Genomic DNA, 16,829 nt, shown 5'->3' with positions numbered 1-16,829 from the left:
AAAAAACAGGAGTGATACAGTGACGTCTCGGACGAAGATCAAAAGAGTCGCGGTGAAAATCGGCAGCAGCTCACTGACGAGCCTGCACGGGGAAATCAGCAGAAGAAAGCTGGAAGCATTGGTGGATCAAATCGCACAGCTGAAAGACAGCGGCTATGAAGTGATTTTAGTATCTTCCGGCGCAGTGGCGGCAGGTTATCGGAAGCTCGGATTTATTCAGAAACCGGAAAGCCTCCCTGAAAAACAGGCTTCTGCTTCCATCGGGCAGGGATTATTAATGGAGGCTTATTCAAAGCTGTTTTTAGCGCACGGTTATGTCGCATCACAAATATTAATTACAAGAAGCGATTTTTCCGATGAATGCCGCTACCATAATGTCCGCAATACGATGAACGTCCTTTTGGAACGGGGCATTATTCCGATTATTAATGAAAATGACACGGTCACAGTCAACCGGCTGAAATTCGGAGATAACGATACACTCGCAGCGAAGGTGGCAGGTTTAATTGATGCCGACATGCTTGTAATTTTATCAGACATTGACGGTTTATATGATGATAATCCGCGCAGCAACCCGAAAGCGAAAAGAATCAGACATGTGAGTGACATCACTCCGGAAATAGAAGCAAGCGCGGGAGATGCCGGGAGTGAAATGGGAACCGGCGGAATGCGTTCGAAACTGGATGCTTTTAAAATTGTGATGGCCTCCGGTATTAAAGGCTTTCTCGGGCAGGCTAACATTCCGGACATTCTGCTTCAAGCGGTAGATGAGGCGGCTGAAGGAACTTATTTTGAAGCGGAAGGAACCCTGCCGTTAAACCACAAAGAACAATGGCTTGCGTTTAATTCCGGCCCCGAAGGCGAAATTGTGATGGAAAAAGAAAGCAGCCGTGATGTCGCGAACGGAAATATGGAGCTGTCACCGCAGGACATCGAGCAGATTAAGGGCAGATTCAGCAGCGGAGCGGTTGTCAGGCTGCTTGATCAGCAGGGAGAAGAGCTCGGACTCGGCATCGTCAACTATTCCTCAGCCCAGCTGAAGACATTTAAAGAAACGCCGCATAAACAGGGCGATCAATCAGTCATTGATCCGGAAGCATTTGTCTGCCACGTTGAACTATCCATTCCGATCGGCTGAGAAAGATCTATAAAAATATGAAAAAGCCCGAGGCTTCGTTTTGAAGCTCGGGTTTGTTTTTTATTGATATTGTTCAAGTTTGGAGAAAAATTGAATGACAAAATGATAGAAATCATTTGCAGACGGAGCCAGTTCCCTTCCTTTTGGTTTAATAATGCCTACGGTGCGCTTCACTTGAGGAAATTCAATCGGAATTTTGACCGTGAACCGGGGTGTGGTTTCTGCAAAGGTGCTTTCAGGTAATAAAGTCACTCCCATCCCCGCGGAGACTAATCCTTTAATGGCATCTAAATCCTCGCCCTCCGTCGATACAAGCGGCGCAAAGCCGGCCTGTCTGCAAGCGTCAATCGCCATGTTTCGGAGAATAAACCCTTCAGGAAATAAAACGAATTGGTCGCCGCGCAGATCAATTAAATGAATATTTTTCTGTTTGGCAAGCGGATGATGCAGCGGAACAAGCGCGTAAATCTTTTCCGTGAATAAGATATGGCCTGTTATGTCGGGGAATTCCGTCGGAACGGGGCCGAGCAGCGCCGCATCTATATCCCTGTTTCTTACGGCTTCAATTAAAAACTTATAAGACCCCTGACGGAGCAAAAACTCAACGTTCGGGTATTCCTCTTTAAATGCCGAAATCACCGTCGGCAAAAGCTGGCTTGCAAGGCTCGTCGGAAATCCTATTTTGACGGTTCCGCGATTCGGATCAAGATATTCATCAATTTGTTCCTTCGCGTAATCAATTGCTTTCATCGCCGTTTTAACATGTTCTAAAAATTGCTTGCCGATCGGCGTTAATTTAATATTTCTGCCTTCCCGTTCAAATAAAGTGACTTTCAGCTCTTCTTCAAGATTTGCAATCTGCCTGCTGATAGCGGATTGTGCGACATGCAGATGATCAGCCGCTTCTGACACATGTTCCCGTTCTGCTACCTCCATAAAATACCGAAGCTGGCGTAATTCCATTGCGTTCACACCCATCTATCTCATTTTGAGATGTATTTGATCTAAATTATATATTGTTTATATTGTTTTGAAAACTTACAATTAATTTAAAGTTGTCAGATTTTATGACCGATAATTAACGGAAACTGATCGGGGGAGAGGAATTATGACTTACAATCAAATGCCGAAAGCACAAGGTCTCTACCGTCCGGAATTTGAGCACGATGCATGCGGAATCGGCTTGTATGCCCATTTAAAAGGGAAACCTTCACATGACATTGTCAAAAAAGGACTGAAGATGCTTTGCCAGCTGGATCACAGAGGAGGACAGGGCAGTGATCCGAATACGGGTGACGGCGCCGGCCTGATGGTTCAGATCCCTGATGCTTTTTTTAAGAAAGAGTGCGGAGAAATGAGACTGCCGGAAAAAGGCCGTTACGGGGTAGGAATGGTCTTTTTCTCGCAAAATGAAGAGGAAAGAAAAAAGATCGAAAAACAGGTGAATGCATTCATTGAGCAGGAAGGACAGATCGTTCTCGGCTGGAGAACCGTCCCTGTAAATGTCGGAAAAATCGGAACAGTGGCACAAAGTACTTGCCCGTATGTGCGTCAAGTATTCATCGGCGCCGCAAACGATTTGAAAGACAGCCTTGCTTTTGAACGCAAACTGTATGTCATCCGGAAGCAGGCGGAAAATTGGGGCGTTCAAGAACAGCTTGATTTTTACTTCGCAAGCTTGTCAAGCCAGACTATTGTTTATAAAGGATTGTTAACGCCTGAGCAGGTTGACGCTTTTTATTTGGATTTGCAGGATGAAACCTTCGTATCTGCATTTTCACTCGTGCATTCAAGATTCAGCACAAATACCTTTCCTACTTGGGAACGTGCCCATCCGAACCGCTATCTGATTCATAACGGAGAAATCAATACGCTCCGGGGCAACATCAATTGGATGAGAGCGAGGGAGCAGCAGTTCGTTTCAGAAAGCTTCGGAGACGATCTTCACAAAGTACTGCCGATTTTAAATGCTGAGGGAAGTGACTCATCCATTCTTGATAATGCGTTTGAATTTTTCGTGATGGCGGGGCGGAAACCGGCACATACGGCAATGATGCTGATTCCGGAACCATGGACGGAAAACACTCACATGTCTAAAGCGAAACGGGCTTTTTATGAATATCACAGCTCTTTAATGGAGCCGTGGGACGGGCCGACCGCCATTTCGTTTACGGACGGAAAACAAATCGGCGCCATCCTTGACCGTAACGGCCTGCGTCCGGCACGTTACTATGTGACAAAAGATGACCATATTATTTTCTCATCTGAGGTCGGCGTTATTGAAGTAGAGCAGGAGAACATTCTTCATAAAAAACGTCTGGAGCCCGGAAAAATGCTGCTCATTGACTTAGAGGAAGGCCGGATTATTTCAGATGAAGAAGTGAAAACAGAAATCGCCAATGAATTCCCTTATCAAAAATGGCTTGAAGAAGAATTGGTTCAAGTGAATCCTGACCCGGAAATCCGGGAAGAGGAACAATTCGATGATCTTCTCGTCCGTCAAAAAGCGTTTGGCTATACGTATGAAGATATTCAGAAGTATTTAATTCCTGTTATTAAAGAAGGCAAAGACCCGCTCGGCTCTATGGGAAATGATTCGCCGCTCGCCGTTTTATCCGATCGCGCCCAATCACTGTTTCATTACTTTAAACAGCTGTTTGCGCAAGTCACAAACCCGCCGATTGACGCGATCCGCGAGCAGCTTGTGACCTCCACGGTGACATGGCTCGGAGCTGAAGGCGATCTGCTGCATCCGAGTGAAAGAAATGCACGCCGTATAAAATTGTATACTCCTGTATTATCAAACGAACAGTTTTATGCGCTGAAAACACTTGTGCATCCTGACATTAAGAGCCAGAACATCCGCACGCTGTTTTCCGATGACCTGGAAAAAGGCCTGAAGGATTTGTTTCAGCAAGCGGAAAAAGCGATCAAGGAAGGCGTATCTCTGTTAATTTTATCTGACAGGGCAATGAGTAAAGAGTTGACGCCGATTCCGCCGCTTTTGGCCGTCAGTGCGCTGCATCAGCATTTGATCCGCCAAGGTCTGCGAACAAAAGCAAGCATTATCGTTGAATCCGGGGAAGCGCGTGAAGTTCATCACTTTGCGGCTCTCATCGGATATGGTGCCGATGCTGTCAATCCGTATTTGACTTACGCTACGTATAAGCAGGAAATCGATGAAGGCCGGCTTGATATTCCGTATGAAGAAGCTGTCAGCAAATACGGAAAGAGCGTAACAGAAGGCGTCGTGAAAGTGATGTCAAAAATGGGAATTTCAACTGTGCAAAGTTACAGGGGCGCCCAAATTTTTGAAGCGGTCGGCATCGGTGAAGACGTTATCACCAAATACTTTACCGGTACTGCATCTCAGCTTGGCGGAATCGATATCGAGACGATTGCGCAAGAAGCGAAGAAGCGCCATCAAGCGGCGTACAAGGATGATTACAGCCAAACTCTTGATCCGGGAAGTGAATTCCAATGGCGGAACGGGGGAGAGCACCACGCTTTCAACCCGAAAACCATCCATACCCTGCAATGGGCCTGCCGCAAAAATGATTACAGCCTGTTTAAGCAGTATTCTCATGCAGCGGATGAAGAACGAATCGGATTTTTACGCAATCTGTTCGCCTTCAAAGAAGACCGCAAGCCTTTAAAATTAGAGGAAGTTGAATCAGCTGCGTCCATTGTGAAACGTTTTAAAACAGGAGCGATGTCATTCGGTTCATTAAGCAAGGAAGCCCATGAGGCTTTAGCGATAGCGATGAACAGGCTTGGCGGAAAAAGCAACAGCGGAGAAGGCGGCGAGGACCCGAAACGTTTCGTTCCGGATGAAAATGGCGACGACAGAAGAAGTGCGATTAAACAGATCGCTTCCGGCCGTTTCGGTGTAAAGAGCCATTATCTCGTCAATGCGGATGAATTGCAGATCAAAATGGCGCAAGGGGCGAAGCCGGGAGAAGGCGGTCAGCTTCCGGGCAACAAGGTATATCCTTGGGTCGCGGATGTCCGCGGTTCTACACCAGGTGTAGGGCTGATCTCACCGCCTCCTCACCATGATATTTATTCAATTGAAGATTTGGCGCAGCTGATTCATGATTTGAAAAATGCAAATCGAAGCGCGCGAATCAGCGTCAAGCTCGTGTCAAAAGCCGGTGTCGGCACGATTGCTGCCGGTGTGGCAAAAGGCACTGCGGATGTCATCGTCATCAGCGGCTACGATGGCGGAACGGGCGCGTCGCCGAAAACAAGTATTAAACATACGGGTCTTCCGTGGGAGCTTGGTCTTGCAGAGGCTCACCAAACGCTGATGCTGAACGGTTTACGGGATCGCGTGGTATTGGAAACGGACGGTAAGCTGATGACAGGCCGAGATGTCGTGATGGCCGCCTTGCTCGGTGCGGAGGAATTCGGCTTTGCTACAGCGCCGCTTGTCGTTCTCGGCTGTGTCATGATGCGCGCCTGCCATTTAGATACATGTCCTGTAGGTGTCGCCACGCAAAATCCGGAGCTCCGCAAGAAATTCATGGGCGATCCTGACCATATCGTAAATTACATGCTGTTTGTCGCAGAAGAAGTGCGTGAATATATGGCAGAGTTAGGCTTTAAGACGCTTGATGAAATGATCGGACGGACAGACGTTCTTCATGTCAGTGAACGTGCGAAAGCGCATTGGAAAGCGGGCCAGCTTGATTTAACCACACTGCTGTATCAGCCTGAAGGCGTACGCACTTTCCGTACGGCGCAAAATCATAAAATCGACCAGTCGCTTGATATGACGGTTATTCTTCCGGCGGTGCAGGCTGCAATTGAAGCCGGTCAGGAAGCGGAAGCTGAAATCAAGATCAATAATACAAATCGCGTAGCCGGAACCGTGACGGGAAGTGAAATTTCTAAACGCTACGGAGCGGAAGGCCTGCCGGATGATACGATCAGACTTCATTTTACCGGATCAGCCGGACAGAGTTTCGGAGCATTTGTCCCTAAGGGGATGACGCTTCATTTGAACGGGGATTCAAATGACTACGTAGGCAAAGGGCTTTCAGGCGGAAAAATCATCGTGAAAGCGCCTGATGCCTTCCATTGTGAAACACACGATAACGTTATTATCGGGAACGTCGCATTTTACGGAGCAACAAGCGGGGAAGCGTACATTAACGGGCGCGCCGGTGAACGTTTTGCAGTCCGTAACAGCGGAGTCAATGTCGTTGTAGAAGGTATCGGAGACCACGGCTGTGAATACATGACAGGCGGCCGGGTTGTCGTCCTCGGCGAAGTCGGCAAAAACTTCGGGGCGGGAATGTCAGGCGGTATCGCATACGTCCTGAGTGATGATGCCAAAGCATTTAAACGCAAATGCAACATGGAAATGATTTCATTTGAAAAGCTGACGGATGAGGCTGAGATCAAAGAAGTGCAAGAAATGGTCAAACGGCACGCGGCGCTGACAAACAGCAAAAAAGCCGCAGATCTCCTGGACAATTGGGAAAAAGCCGCAGAAACCTTTATCAAAGTTATTCCGAAAAACTATAAACAAATGCTCCTCAGCATCGAAGAACAAAAAGCGGCGGGTTTATCAGAAGAAGACGCAATTATGTATGCTTTTGAAGCCAATACAAAGGTTCACCAAACGCCTGCCAAAGACCATAAACAAGCGGTAGTACAGTAAGAAAGGGGAGAGGAACATGGGGAAACCAACTGGATTCATGGAAGAAAAACGAGAAAAACCGGCTGAGCGGGACCCTCTCACTCGCTTAAAGGATTGGAAAGAGTATTCGGCTCCATTTTCAGATGAAGCGTCAAAGCGGCAGGGGGCGCGGTGTATGGATTGCGGCACACCGTTTTGCCAAATCGGCGCTGATATCAACGGTTTTACCTCCGGCTGCCCGATTTATAATCTGATACCGGAGTGGAATGACCTCGTCTATCGGGGGCGCTGGAAAGAAGCCTTGGAGCGCCTTCTGAAAACGAATAACTTTCCTGAATTCACAGGGCGGGTCTGTCCCGCTCCTTGTGAAGGATCTTGTACGCTGGCCATTTCAGATCCGGCTGTTTCAATTAAAAACATCGAGCGGACGATCATTGACAAAGGGTTTGAAAACGGATGGATTCAGCCGAGAATTCCAGCGAAACGCACAGGTAAAAAAGTCGCTGTCGTCGGTTCAGGCCCGGCAGGTTTGGCAAGCGCTGATCAGCTGAATCAAGCCGGTCATTCCGTAACAGTCTATGAGCGTGCCGACAGAGCCGGCGGCCTGCTGATGTACGGCATTCCGAGCATGAAGCTTGAGAAAAATGTCGTCGAACGCCGTATAAAGCTTTTGACGCAGGAAGGTATAGATTTTGTGACAAATACCGAAATCGGCGTTGACATAACAGCAGATGAGCTGAAAGAACAATTTGATGCCGTCATTTTGTGCACAGGCGCCCAAAAGCAGCGCAATCTGCTGATTGAAGGCCGGGAAGCAAAAGGCGTCCATTATGCGATGGACTATTTAACACTGGCGACGAAAAGCTATTTAGATTCCAACTTCAAAGACAAACAATTTATAGACGCTAAAGGGAAAGACGTCATCGTAATCGGCGGAGGAGACACAGGAGCTGACTGCGTGGCAACCGCGCTGCGCCAAAAAGCGCGCAGCGTGCATCAGTTCGGGAAACATCCTAAACTTCCTCAGACGCGCACGAACGACAATATGTGGCCTGAACAGCCGCACGTCTTTACCCTTGAATACGCCTATGAAGAAGCGCAGGCAAAGTTCGGCAAAGACCCGAGAGAATATTCAATTCAGACAACAAAAATGGTGGCCGATAAGCAGGGCCGCTTACAAGAGATTCACACCATTCAAATGGAAAAAGTCAGAAACGAATTCGGAAAGTATGAATTTCATGAACTGCCCGGTACAGAAAAAGTATGGCCTGCTCAGCTGGTGTTCATCGCCATCGGTTTTGAAGGGACAGAACAGCCATTATTGAAACAGTTCGGTGTCGATTCGGCAAATCATAAAATTCAGGCGGCATATGGGGATTATAAAACGAATGTTGACGGTGTTTTCGCCGCAGGGGATGCGAGAAGGGGCCAAAGCCTGATTGTATGGGCGATTAATGAAGGCCGGGAAGCAGCGCGCGAAGTCGACAGTTATTTAATGGGGAGCACTGTTTTACCGTAAATAAAGGGGTTTATTTATAAAACCGGCTGGGATCAGCCGGTTTTTCGTATTGAAATGAAACCTCCTTCTTCCTGTATTGGTCATATATGGGAATGGAGGATAACAAATGGAATTTTGTTTTACAGGGTGGAGAGATTATTTTCGTAGAAATCAATCAGCAGTCAAGGAACTGAACTGTAAATATGATCAGCTTTCTGAAACTGAGCGCCGCGTTATTTGTTCTTCAGTTCAGATGTATAAGTTCCGGCCGCAATACAACACGACAAATTTAAGGATTTTTTAGGGATCTAATTCGAACAGCATAATCTGTTAGCTCAAAAATAATAAAATGTAATCAATGCTTTTTATATTTACAAAATATTTGAAATTAATTACAATTAATTCTATAATATATAAAAAAAGGATCCGCTAGGGGGATTGTAAATGAAAAATCCAGTAAATGTTAGGAATAGAGACTTAACTGTACAATCAACAAAAACAAGAAGAAATAAACTTTTATATGATTGGCTGACAGAAACTGGCCATATGAAAGTTATGGGGCGGACGTTTAAAAACATTCCACATCGTTATGTTTCTACTGCATATTCAGTAGAGTCCACTACGTCCCTTCCGAAAGAGGAACAGTATAAAAAACTGTTACACCTTGGTTCATATAACTATTCTGGACTCAATGGTCATCCCCTTGTATTAAAAGCATCTAAAGAAGCATTAGAAAAGTACGGAGTAACAACTAGTGGAGTTAGACTGCTGAATGGGACAACCGACTTACATGTTGAATTTGAAAAAAGACTTGCGAAATTCCTTTGTGTAGAAGACGTGTTAACATACAGCAGCGGATTTTCAGCAAATGTATCTGTGATTTCAGCTCTGTGTTCAGAACAAGATGTCATATTATCCGACGAGTTGAATCATCAATCAATTATTGATGGCATTAAATTATCTGGCGCTAAATATATTAAATACAAACATAGAGACCCGAACAGCTTAAAAGGTGCTCTAGAAGGATTGCCATACGTTCAGAGAAAGTTTATTATCACAGACGGCATTTTTAGTATGGATGGTGATGTAGTTAAGTTAGATGAGCTTGTTTTATTAGCCGAAAAATACAATGCATTTATTATCGTAGATGATGCGCACGCAACCGCAGCTTTTGGGCCTAATGGAAGAGGGACACCATCTCATTTTAAAGTTGAAAAAGAGATTGATATACTGACTGGAAGCCTTAGTAAAGGATTACCAGGTGTTGGCGGTTTTGCTGCTGGATCAAAAGAAGCAATAGATATTCTTCGCTGGGGATCAAATGGCTATATGTTCTCTGCATCATTGCCACCATCAGTTATCGGAGGTTTAATTGCGGCTATTGATATTCTTGAGAAAAATCCGGACATCCAGGACAAGTTACACGAAAACGAGAAATACTTAAGAGAAGGCATTCAACAAATGGGTCTTAATGTATTGCACAGTGAATCACCTATTATTCCAATTATTCTTGCAGATCGCGACACAGCTTTATGTTTTGCAGACTCACTTCATCAAGAAGGAATCTACGTTAACCCAGTTTTCTTTCCAGCCGTTTCAAGAAAATTGCCTAGACTTCGCTTAAATACGAGTGCAGCCTTAGAAAAATCCGATCTAGATTACACATTAAATGCACTTGAAAAAGTTGCGTTGTCTATTCTGAAATAAGGAGTGTAAGTATGAATTGGATAATGGACAGACGAAAAGATTTAACATGGATTATCGGCCCGGCAGTAATCAGCTTTATTGTGGTTATTTTATATTATGGTATGACGGGGTTGGGGCTAGGAGTAACTTTAACTCTAGGCATTCTTTATTTAAGTTGGACATTACTATTTGATGGCACCCATGTTTTTGCTACATATACAAGAACATACTTTGATAGCGAGTTTCGAAGCCAAAATAATAAAGCTTTACTTTATAGTCTTTTGATCTTAGTAGTTGGTCCTTTACTTATTTTATTTTTCTATATAACACAGGGGATAGAGACCACAAGAGCAGCCGCAATCACATTCAATCGCTTTGGTTTAATCTATGCCTATTATCACTTAGTTAGACAGCATTGGGGTTTTATTTCCTATTATAGAGGAAAAAACGGTGAGAAAGATTTTAAAACAAAGAGATATGATGCGTTCTTGCTAGGATTTGGGAGCCTGTATCCGCTTCTTCAAAATCATTTACTATACTATCATCCTTTTTCATTAGCAGAACACTTTTCAGTTTCCTATTTGTATTGGCAACAGACCGCAAATTCTTTATTTTTGATCGGTCTCTGTTTAGTGATAGGAGGATTGATTTTAAAGTATTTAAATAACTCTGAAAAAAGTAATGTTATGAATATTTTATTTAAAAGTTCTTTTGTATTCATAGGAATTACAGTTTTTATTCATCTTTCTCTAATCTATAGTTTATCTTCCGTTTTAAAAACATTGGCTGTTATATCATTGGTTGGGTTTTTCCTATCTGCAATTTTCGCAATATACCATGCATTATCAAATCTAAAACATAACGCTTTCAATTTACCTAAATGGTTACTAATTGGTGCTGTTTTAATAACTCATAATGTTATATTGCTGATTAATGTTCCTATCACTATCCCTTTTATAGCTCTAACAATATTTCATAATATTCAATACCATCGGTTTATTAGGTTTCATAATGTAAATAAATACTTAGTCAATGAAGGAAAAGTAAAGTTTGGTTTAGCTTTTTCAGTTACTGAAAAATTAATTTTATTTGCAGCCCTGGCTTTTTTGTTTGATATGTTCATAACTCTTCCAAGAGCAATAAACAATCAGATAATGACTTATGAGTTGCTGAACTACACATTAGGTGCTTTATTTTGGGGAGTGGCTTTTCATCATTATATTTTAGACGCTTTTATTTGGAGCAGGAGAAAAAACAAAGAACTTAGTCAAACATTAAAAATACAACAGGATATTCAAATGAGACATGGAGGTTAACAACTATATGAATTTGGAGTTTACAAATTGGAGAGAAAGATTTAAGAACGAATTAACAGATTTAGGGATATTATTTGAGGATGGGAGAATGCCTGTATCACCAATAATTTTAAAAAAAGAAAAAATATCTGAGTGGGAAAAAGAACTACCCAAATTATTAGAGTTGGGACGCAAGATTACATTTAAGAATAAATCTCAGGTGCGATCTGATCATAAAGAAATTGCGGAGTTATATAAGAATGAATTAATCCCTGGAATCATGCGTCCAGATGGTATATTAGTTGGTGATCAGCTTAAGATAATTGAAATGAATATTGAATCCGCAGTAGGAGGGACATGGGAAGTCGATTTCATTCAGTATTGGTTACAACAGAATCCATTAAGTCAATTACCAGGTCATGTTGAATACCCTAGTGTAAAAGACGGAATAAAGAGATTTTTAATCGATATAAAAAGGGAGATTCAAATAAATAAAAAGGAAGAAGAAATCAATATTGCACTAATGGGGTTTAACGATTTCGATCAATTTTATAAAGATTTAACGGAAGAAATGGTTGAATGGATTGAAGAGGCAGTTGGTATTAAAGCTTTTTTTGTTACACCGGAGAATTTAAGGGCAACAGCAGATTACATCACTGATGGTGTTCGAAATTTTCATATATTATACCGAATCGGAACGTTGGTACATCCTCAGGAAAAAGTAAAAGAAATGATTCGAGTTATAAAAGAGGCATGGAACACCGATACAAAAGTTTACTCAAATCCTACGGATCTTTTTATGGATCATAAAGGGATTGTTGCTGAACTGAGTGAGCAAATAGAAAATAATGCCCGTTTAGCATCTTGCGAAATTGATTTGATCAATAAATATATCCCTTGGACACGGACAATTAAGAAGAGGGATGTTATTTATAACGGCAAACAATATAACCTTCTTGATCTTATCCTCTCAAATAAAAACCAATTTGTCATAAAAAGATCGCATTCTCATATTGGAGAATACGTTTTTATGGGAGCTGAAACAAAGGAAGACAGGTGGGAAGACTTAGTTCATAAAATAGTTATGGATTCAACCCAGTGGATTGTACAGGAAAATCTGGAATCACCATTATATGATTTTAAATATTATCATTCTACAAAAGGTATTATAACTGAATCTAAAAGGTTTACACTAAGTCCCTATATATTCGGGTCACATTTGGGAGGGATTTTAGTGAGAATAGAGGATGATTCTAATAATCGAGTATTAGCATTACCTTCAAATAGTTGTATGAGCTCAACGGGGGTGGCTGTCATATGATTATACCAAATGAGATGTACTCAATTGATCAAAGAAAGATGAAGCAGGGTATTGAAGAGAAACAAATATTTTTTGATGGTAAAACTCCTATACCTGTTTCTTTAACTCCCTTTTTAATTGATAGATGTAAGTATGATCACCTAAAATCTAAATCAGAACTCGTTTTAGAAGCAATGGAAATATTCTTGCGAATCTATATTGAATATGATGATATCCAGGAGGAGTTTCCTGAATTATCTGTATTTAGAGAGCTGAGTAGGATAAAACCCCTTTATAAACACTGGATACACTTGGCACGATTTGATGTAGCTGAAACAATTGACGGACGTTTTAAACTTATGGAAACAAACTGTGATTGTCCAGGTGCCATTCTTTGGGTTTCTTATATTAAACAAATATACGAAACTCTTGACATTTTCAAAGAAATCTCGAATAAATATGAAATAAATGCACAGGCAACAGATGATCCGCAACTTTTTATAAGGAGTCTTATAGATGTTTATAAAGAAGTAAACGGAAAGAAACAAGATCCCAATATCGGATTTTTAAGTAGTGAGTATCACCCAGTGCTTACTGATTTGGATTTGCTTGAAAAACTTGCTACTACAATGGGACTTTCAGCAAAACATATATCTATTCAAAAATTACAGTCTGTTGATAACCTTCCTGGTTGGGGTAATAAACCTCTTCAGATGGCGTTCCATAAATTTGACGCATTTATCGATGAAAATGATCAATTTAAATATTGCCTTTACGAAGGATCAGTATCAGAGATCGAGAAGTATTGGAATGGATTAAAAAACAATCAATTTATTTATGTTAACTCATTTCCCTCTGCATTGGTCGCCGAAAATAAAAGAATATTATATCTACTAAAAGACAAACACATTCAATCTTTTTTCTCTAAGGAACAAAAAGATGCTATTGATATGTTGATTCCAGAAACATTTTCTTTAACATCACAAAAACCAGAGCAAATAAAAGAGGTTATAAATAATAAAGATCAATACGTTTTAAAGCGAGTTATTGATACAAGGGGTAGAGGAGTTATCTTGGGGAAATTTTGTCCTAATGACTTATGGAATAGACATGTTAGTCATGCTATAGACAAACCTTTTATTATGCAAAAGTATATTGATCAATCAAAGAAAACAATCATTAAACCAAATGGTGACCCTATCCCGATAAGTGTCTATCAAAGCTTAGCGCTATATTTAGTAAAAGGGAAAGCGTCTGGACTTTTATGCCGTTCATCTATCGATCCTATTACAAATGTCGGGAAAAGAGGGGCTGTTCAACCAGCTTATGTCATTAGTGAAAGGGAGATTTAATGTCTACTATTGTTCATATGTCTAAAACATATTCGATTGTGAATGTATCTGTTAATGATAGGGAGTATTTAGATTCCTCTTTAGATGTCATAATGAAGGGGCTAGAGGATATCTATTGCAAATTTAATTTTGATAACAATAACGGAAACAGAAAAAGAGTAGATAATCTTATTAAGAAAAGCTTAGAAGTCCCTGAGGGAGCGCTGTTACTTGCAAAAGCGGATCAGGGGATTATCGGATACTCTTTTTCAGGTAAGAGGGTAAATGAAATAACCGGCCTGAATTACCCTTTTATATACGCACTGTGGGTACATCCTGACTGGAGAGCAAAGTATGTCGGGGTAAGGCTATTAGGAAAAACCATTCAGTTATTAGAGGAAAGAGGCTTTAACATGATGGCAGCACAGGTGAATTATAATAACAAAATTAAAGAAACTTTTGCTCCGCGCTTTAAATTCGAGCCTAATAGTTTAATTTATACACTATCTATAGCTAATAAAAAGGAGAATGAAATTGATTCATAATGAATACAGGCAATCATTTTATTCGTTATTGAGCAGTCAGTTTTTTGCTATCTTAGGAAATGGAATCAGTCGTTTTTCTATAGTGTGGTGGATAACAACTGCTTATCATTCCGGAATCATAACATCGGTGCAGATGATTGCTGCGACTTTACCCGGAATAATATCAGGACCTCTTTTAGGTCCCCTGATTGATAAACTTTCCCGTAAAAAAATTCTTCTTTTTTGTAACGTGTCAAATCTTCTTATATTACTCTGTCTTTGGTTTCTTTTTAATTTTTCTTCAGTGAATGTGATTGTATTATCTTTATATGGATTTATAGCTAGTGTATTACTATCAATACAACAACCGGCCCTAATATCAAGCTGTTCTAGTATGGTATTGGAGCAAAAACAAGGAAAATTAGCGGGGTTACAAGAATTGTTAAATGCTTTAGGTATGGTCATTTCACCAATAATTGCAGGATACCTCATAGTTACCTTACAAATTCAGCATATATTATTTTTAAACCTGATTTTTTTTATGTTAGCTGTGGTTTTATTAGTTTTTACAAAGGTGCCTAAAAAAGATTTTGATATATGTGATCATGATGATGTTCTTATTGAACATATTGCAATGCTATATGAAGGTTTTCAATTCATTAAAAAGCGTAAATTATTAAAAGCATTGCTTCTATTGTTTTTCATTGTGAATATTTGTTGTGCCGTCCAACCAATTCTCCCTTTGTATGTAACAAATGATCTTTTAGAGGGACCTGTTATCTTAGCTCATTTGGAACTGTCCCTTGGAATCGGGCTAATAATTGGCAGCATCCTGAATGCTTTAACAATTGTTCGGATAGAAAAAGAAAAAGTAATTTTATTTAGTTTGATTGTTTGTGCTTTTATAGAAGTAGGACTTGGTCTCTTTGTAAACGTTTTTTGCTCCACTTTATTAATCGGATTCTTTGGATTTGTTCTTCCATTTATAAATGCAACAAGTACATCTATATGGCTGGAGGTTGTTCCTAACCATTTACAAGGCCGAGTATTCAGCATAAGAACAACTTTTGCTCAAATGGGAATACCTATTGGATTTTTATTAGGAGGAGCTTTCGCTGATATAACAAATGCTTCCTTTGTGTTTATAAGCGGTGGTCTGATTTTATTTCTTACATCAATCTGTTTTAAATTCAGCGGTTCATTACGTGCTTTAAACACTGAGTATCAAAAAGGAATAGAAGAAACGTTGTAGTTTTCTCATTCTTTTTAAGGAGATGGTATTATGAATCAAAAATTTGATATTGTAGATAAGTTTGACCTTTGGAATGAGCATTGTGAAAACTGGATAGACCGCTCATCTTTATTATCTCAAAAGGATATCCAAAGTTCAAAAGATGAACGTGAAAAAGCAGATGTTATTTTGAACGGTTTTATAAGCACTTATCTGCTTCTGTCAGCTGTTGAAATGAACCTGTTTGATGTACTATATGAAACTCCTTTAAATTTATCGGAATTAAGTGAAAGATTAAAGGTTCCAGAAAAGAATGTCTATCGTTTAGTATATATGTTAGAAAAAATACGGCTAGTCACTATTAAAGAAAAAGTAGAAGTAACGGACTTTGCGAAAAAGTTTTTTATTCCTGCCTCAGATAGTTTTGAACCTTATTTGTGGCCAAGAATCGGTTTTACACGACTTTTTTTAAAAAAGTACGGTCCCATGTTTTTAGAGATGGTAAAGACAGATGTCCAACTTGATGAGATTCATTGGCCACCGAAAAATGAGACAGAATCAAGAAATTTTGAACCTATTATGACGGCGGAAGTGCCTTACTTGGCTTCCTTTTTATCACAGCATTTACTTTCTATTGGACAGAAAGATGTAACCATGCTAGATGTTGGCGGAGGAGATGGAACCATGGCTTCTATATTAGTTAAGCAACATCTTGGTTTAAGCATTGACATTTTAAATCTTCCTAGCGCCTGTTCCATTATTGAAAAAACTTTAAGCAGATGGGATACAATGACTAAAATAACTGTCTATCCAGCTAATTTTCTGCAAGATAACTTCCCTAAAGGATATGATAAGATTTTATTTTCAAGGATTCTAGTAGATTGGGAGGATGTAATAGTATGTATGTTGTTAAAAAAAGCGTTTAATGCTTTAAAGCCAAAAGGGGAAATTTATATACTTGAACGAATAAACAAACCTGATGGTATCAGTCGTGCTTGGCTAACGTTTATGGCTATGGGTGTTGAAGCTCATGTTTTTGCAAGGTCTTTTGATGAATGGAAAAAATTATTGGAAACAGAGGGTTTTTCAAATGTTTCAAAAATAACAGATGGATCATTTGAAGGTTATGGTATTATTAAGGCAATAAAATGTTAATTAAAGTGAAAGCATTCAAATAAA

At 40.6% G+C, this 16,829-nt stretch carries 11 protein-coding genes; 10 read left to right on the top strand and 1 reads right to left on the bottom strand.

Annotated features, from left to right (window positions below; translation table 11 throughout):
- The first annotated feature begins 19 nt into the window (after positions 1 to 19).
- The gene (gene proB / locus RUW00_RS03550) at positions 20 to 1,138 is read left to right on the top strand and encodes a glutamate 5-kinase (protein ID WP_029974622.1); all 1,119 of its coding nucleotides are present in this window, start codon (positions 20 to 22) and stop codon (positions 1,136 to 1,138) included.
- A 60-nt stretch (positions 1,139 to 1,198) separates the two neighbouring features.
- Here the strand turns inward: proB and gltC are convergent, their stop codons facing one another.
- Complete coding sequence (gene gltC / locus RUW00_RS03545; protein WP_014418086.1) at positions 1,199 to 2,101, bottom strand: glutamate biosynthesis transcriptional regulator GltC; 903 nt, start codon at positions 2,099 to 2,101, stop codon at positions 1,199 to 1,201.
- 145 nt (positions 2,102 to 2,246) lie between these two features.
- Here gltC and gltB point away from each other — a divergent pair, with 145 nt between their 5' ends.
- From gltB to RUW00_RS03500, 9 genes are all read left to right on the top strand, one after another.
- Complete coding sequence (gene gltB, locus RUW00_RS03540; protein ID WP_280145161.1) at positions 2,247 to 6,806, top strand: glutamate synthase large subunit; 4,560 nt, start codon at positions 2,247 to 2,249, stop codon at positions 6,804 to 6,806.
- A gap of 16 nt (positions 6,807 to 6,822) precedes the next feature.
- Positions 6,823 to 8,304, top strand: a complete 1,482-nt coding sequence (gltD, locus tag RUW00_RS03535; RefSeq protein ID WP_003153838.1) for a glutamate synthase small subunit — start codon at positions 6,823 to 6,825, stop codon at positions 8,302 to 8,304.
- A 423-nt stretch (positions 8,305 to 8,727) separates the two neighbouring features.
- On the top strand, positions 8,728 to 9,990 hold the full coding sequence (locus tag RUW00_RS03530; RefSeq protein WP_280145160.1) for an aminotransferase class I/II-fold pyridoxal phosphate-dependent enzyme: 1,263 nt from the start codon (positions 8,728 to 8,730) through the stop codon (positions 9,988 to 9,990).
- An 11-nt stretch (positions 9,991 to 10,001) separates the two neighbouring features.
- The gene (locus tag RUW00_RS03525; RefSeq protein WP_280145159.1) at positions 10,002 to 11,285 is read left to right on the top strand and encodes a hypothetical protein; all 1,284 of its coding nucleotides are present in this window, start codon (positions 10,002 to 10,004) and stop codon (positions 11,283 to 11,285) included.
- 7 nt (positions 11,286 to 11,292) lie between these two features.
- On the top strand, positions 11,293 to 12,585 hold the full coding sequence (locus RUW00_RS03520; RefSeq protein WP_315956493.1) for a hypothetical protein: 1,293 nt from the start codon (positions 11,293 to 11,295) through the stop codon (positions 12,583 to 12,585).
- Positions 12,582 to 13,916 carry a glutathionylspermidine synthase family protein gene (locus tag RUW00_RS03515; RefSeq protein ID WP_280145157.1) on the top strand — a complete coding sequence of 445 codons (1,335 nt, stop codon included), beginning with the start codon at positions 12,582 to 12,584 and terminating at the stop codon, positions 13,914 to 13,916. The genes RUW00_RS03520 and RUW00_RS03515 overlap by 4 nt, the downstream gene beginning before the upstream one ends.
- Entirely contained in the window at positions 13,916 to 14,440 is a 525-nt protein-coding gene (locus RUW00_RS03510; RefSeq protein WP_280145156.1) for a GNAT family N-acetyltransferase, read from the top strand. Before RUW00_RS03515 ends, RUW00_RS03510 begins: the two co-directional genes overlap by 1 nt.
- A complete protein-coding gene (locus tag RUW00_RS03505) occupies positions 14,430 to 15,671 on the top strand; it encodes an MFS transporter (RefSeq protein ID WP_280145155.1) in 1,242 nt (413 codons plus the stop codon). The genes RUW00_RS03510 and RUW00_RS03505 overlap by 11 nt, the downstream gene beginning before the upstream one ends.
- Positions 15,672 to 15,701: 30 nt before the next feature.
- Positions 15,702 to 16,805, top strand: a complete 1,104-nt coding sequence (locus tag RUW00_RS03500) for a methyltransferase (RefSeq protein WP_280145154.1) — start codon at positions 15,702 to 15,704, stop codon at positions 16,803 to 16,805.
- The last annotated feature ends 24 nt before the right edge of the window (positions 16,806 to 16,829 follow it).

The sequence above is a fragment of the Bacillus sp. IS1 genome (assembly GCF_032461585.1).
In the GTDB taxonomy this organism is placed as follows: domain Bacteria; phylum Bacillota; class Bacilli; order Bacillales; family Bacillaceae; genus Bacillus; species Bacillus velezensis.
This window is presented reverse-complemented; position numbering and strand designations above follow the sequence as displayed.

Coding starts and splice junctions, on each gene's coding strand:
- gltB (WP_280145161.1), top strand. CDS start 2,247: ATGACTTACAATCAAATGCCGAAAGCACAAGGTCTCTACCGTCCGGAA.
- RUW00_RS03520 (WP_315956493.1), top strand. CDS start 11,293: ATGAATTTGGAGTTTACAAATTGGAGAGAAAGATTTAAGAACGAATTA.
- gltD (WP_003153838.1), top strand. CDS start 6,823: ATGGGGAAACCAACTGGATTCATGGAAGAAAAACGAGAAAAACCGGCT.
- RUW00_RS03530 (WP_280145160.1), top strand. CDS start 8,728: ATGAAAAATCCAGTAAATGTTAGGAATAGAGACTTAACTGTACAATCA.
- RUW00_RS03515 (WP_280145157.1), top strand. CDS start 12,582: ATGATTATACCAAATGAGATGTACTCAATTGATCAAAGAAAGATGAAG.
- RUW00_RS03500 (WP_280145154.1), top strand. CDS start 15,702: ATGAATCAAAAATTTGATATTGTAGATAAGTTTGACCTTTGGAATGAG.
- RUW00_RS03510 (WP_280145156.1), top strand. CDS start 13,916: ATGTCTACTATTGTTCATATGTCTAAAACATATTCGATTGTGAATGTA.
- gltC (WP_014418086.1), bottom strand. CDS start 2,101: ATGGAATTACGCCAGCTTCGGTATTTTATGGAGGTAGCAGAACGGGAA.
- RUW00_RS03525 (WP_280145159.1), top strand. CDS start 10,002: ATGAATTGGATAATGGACAGACGAAAAGATTTAACATGGATTATCGGC.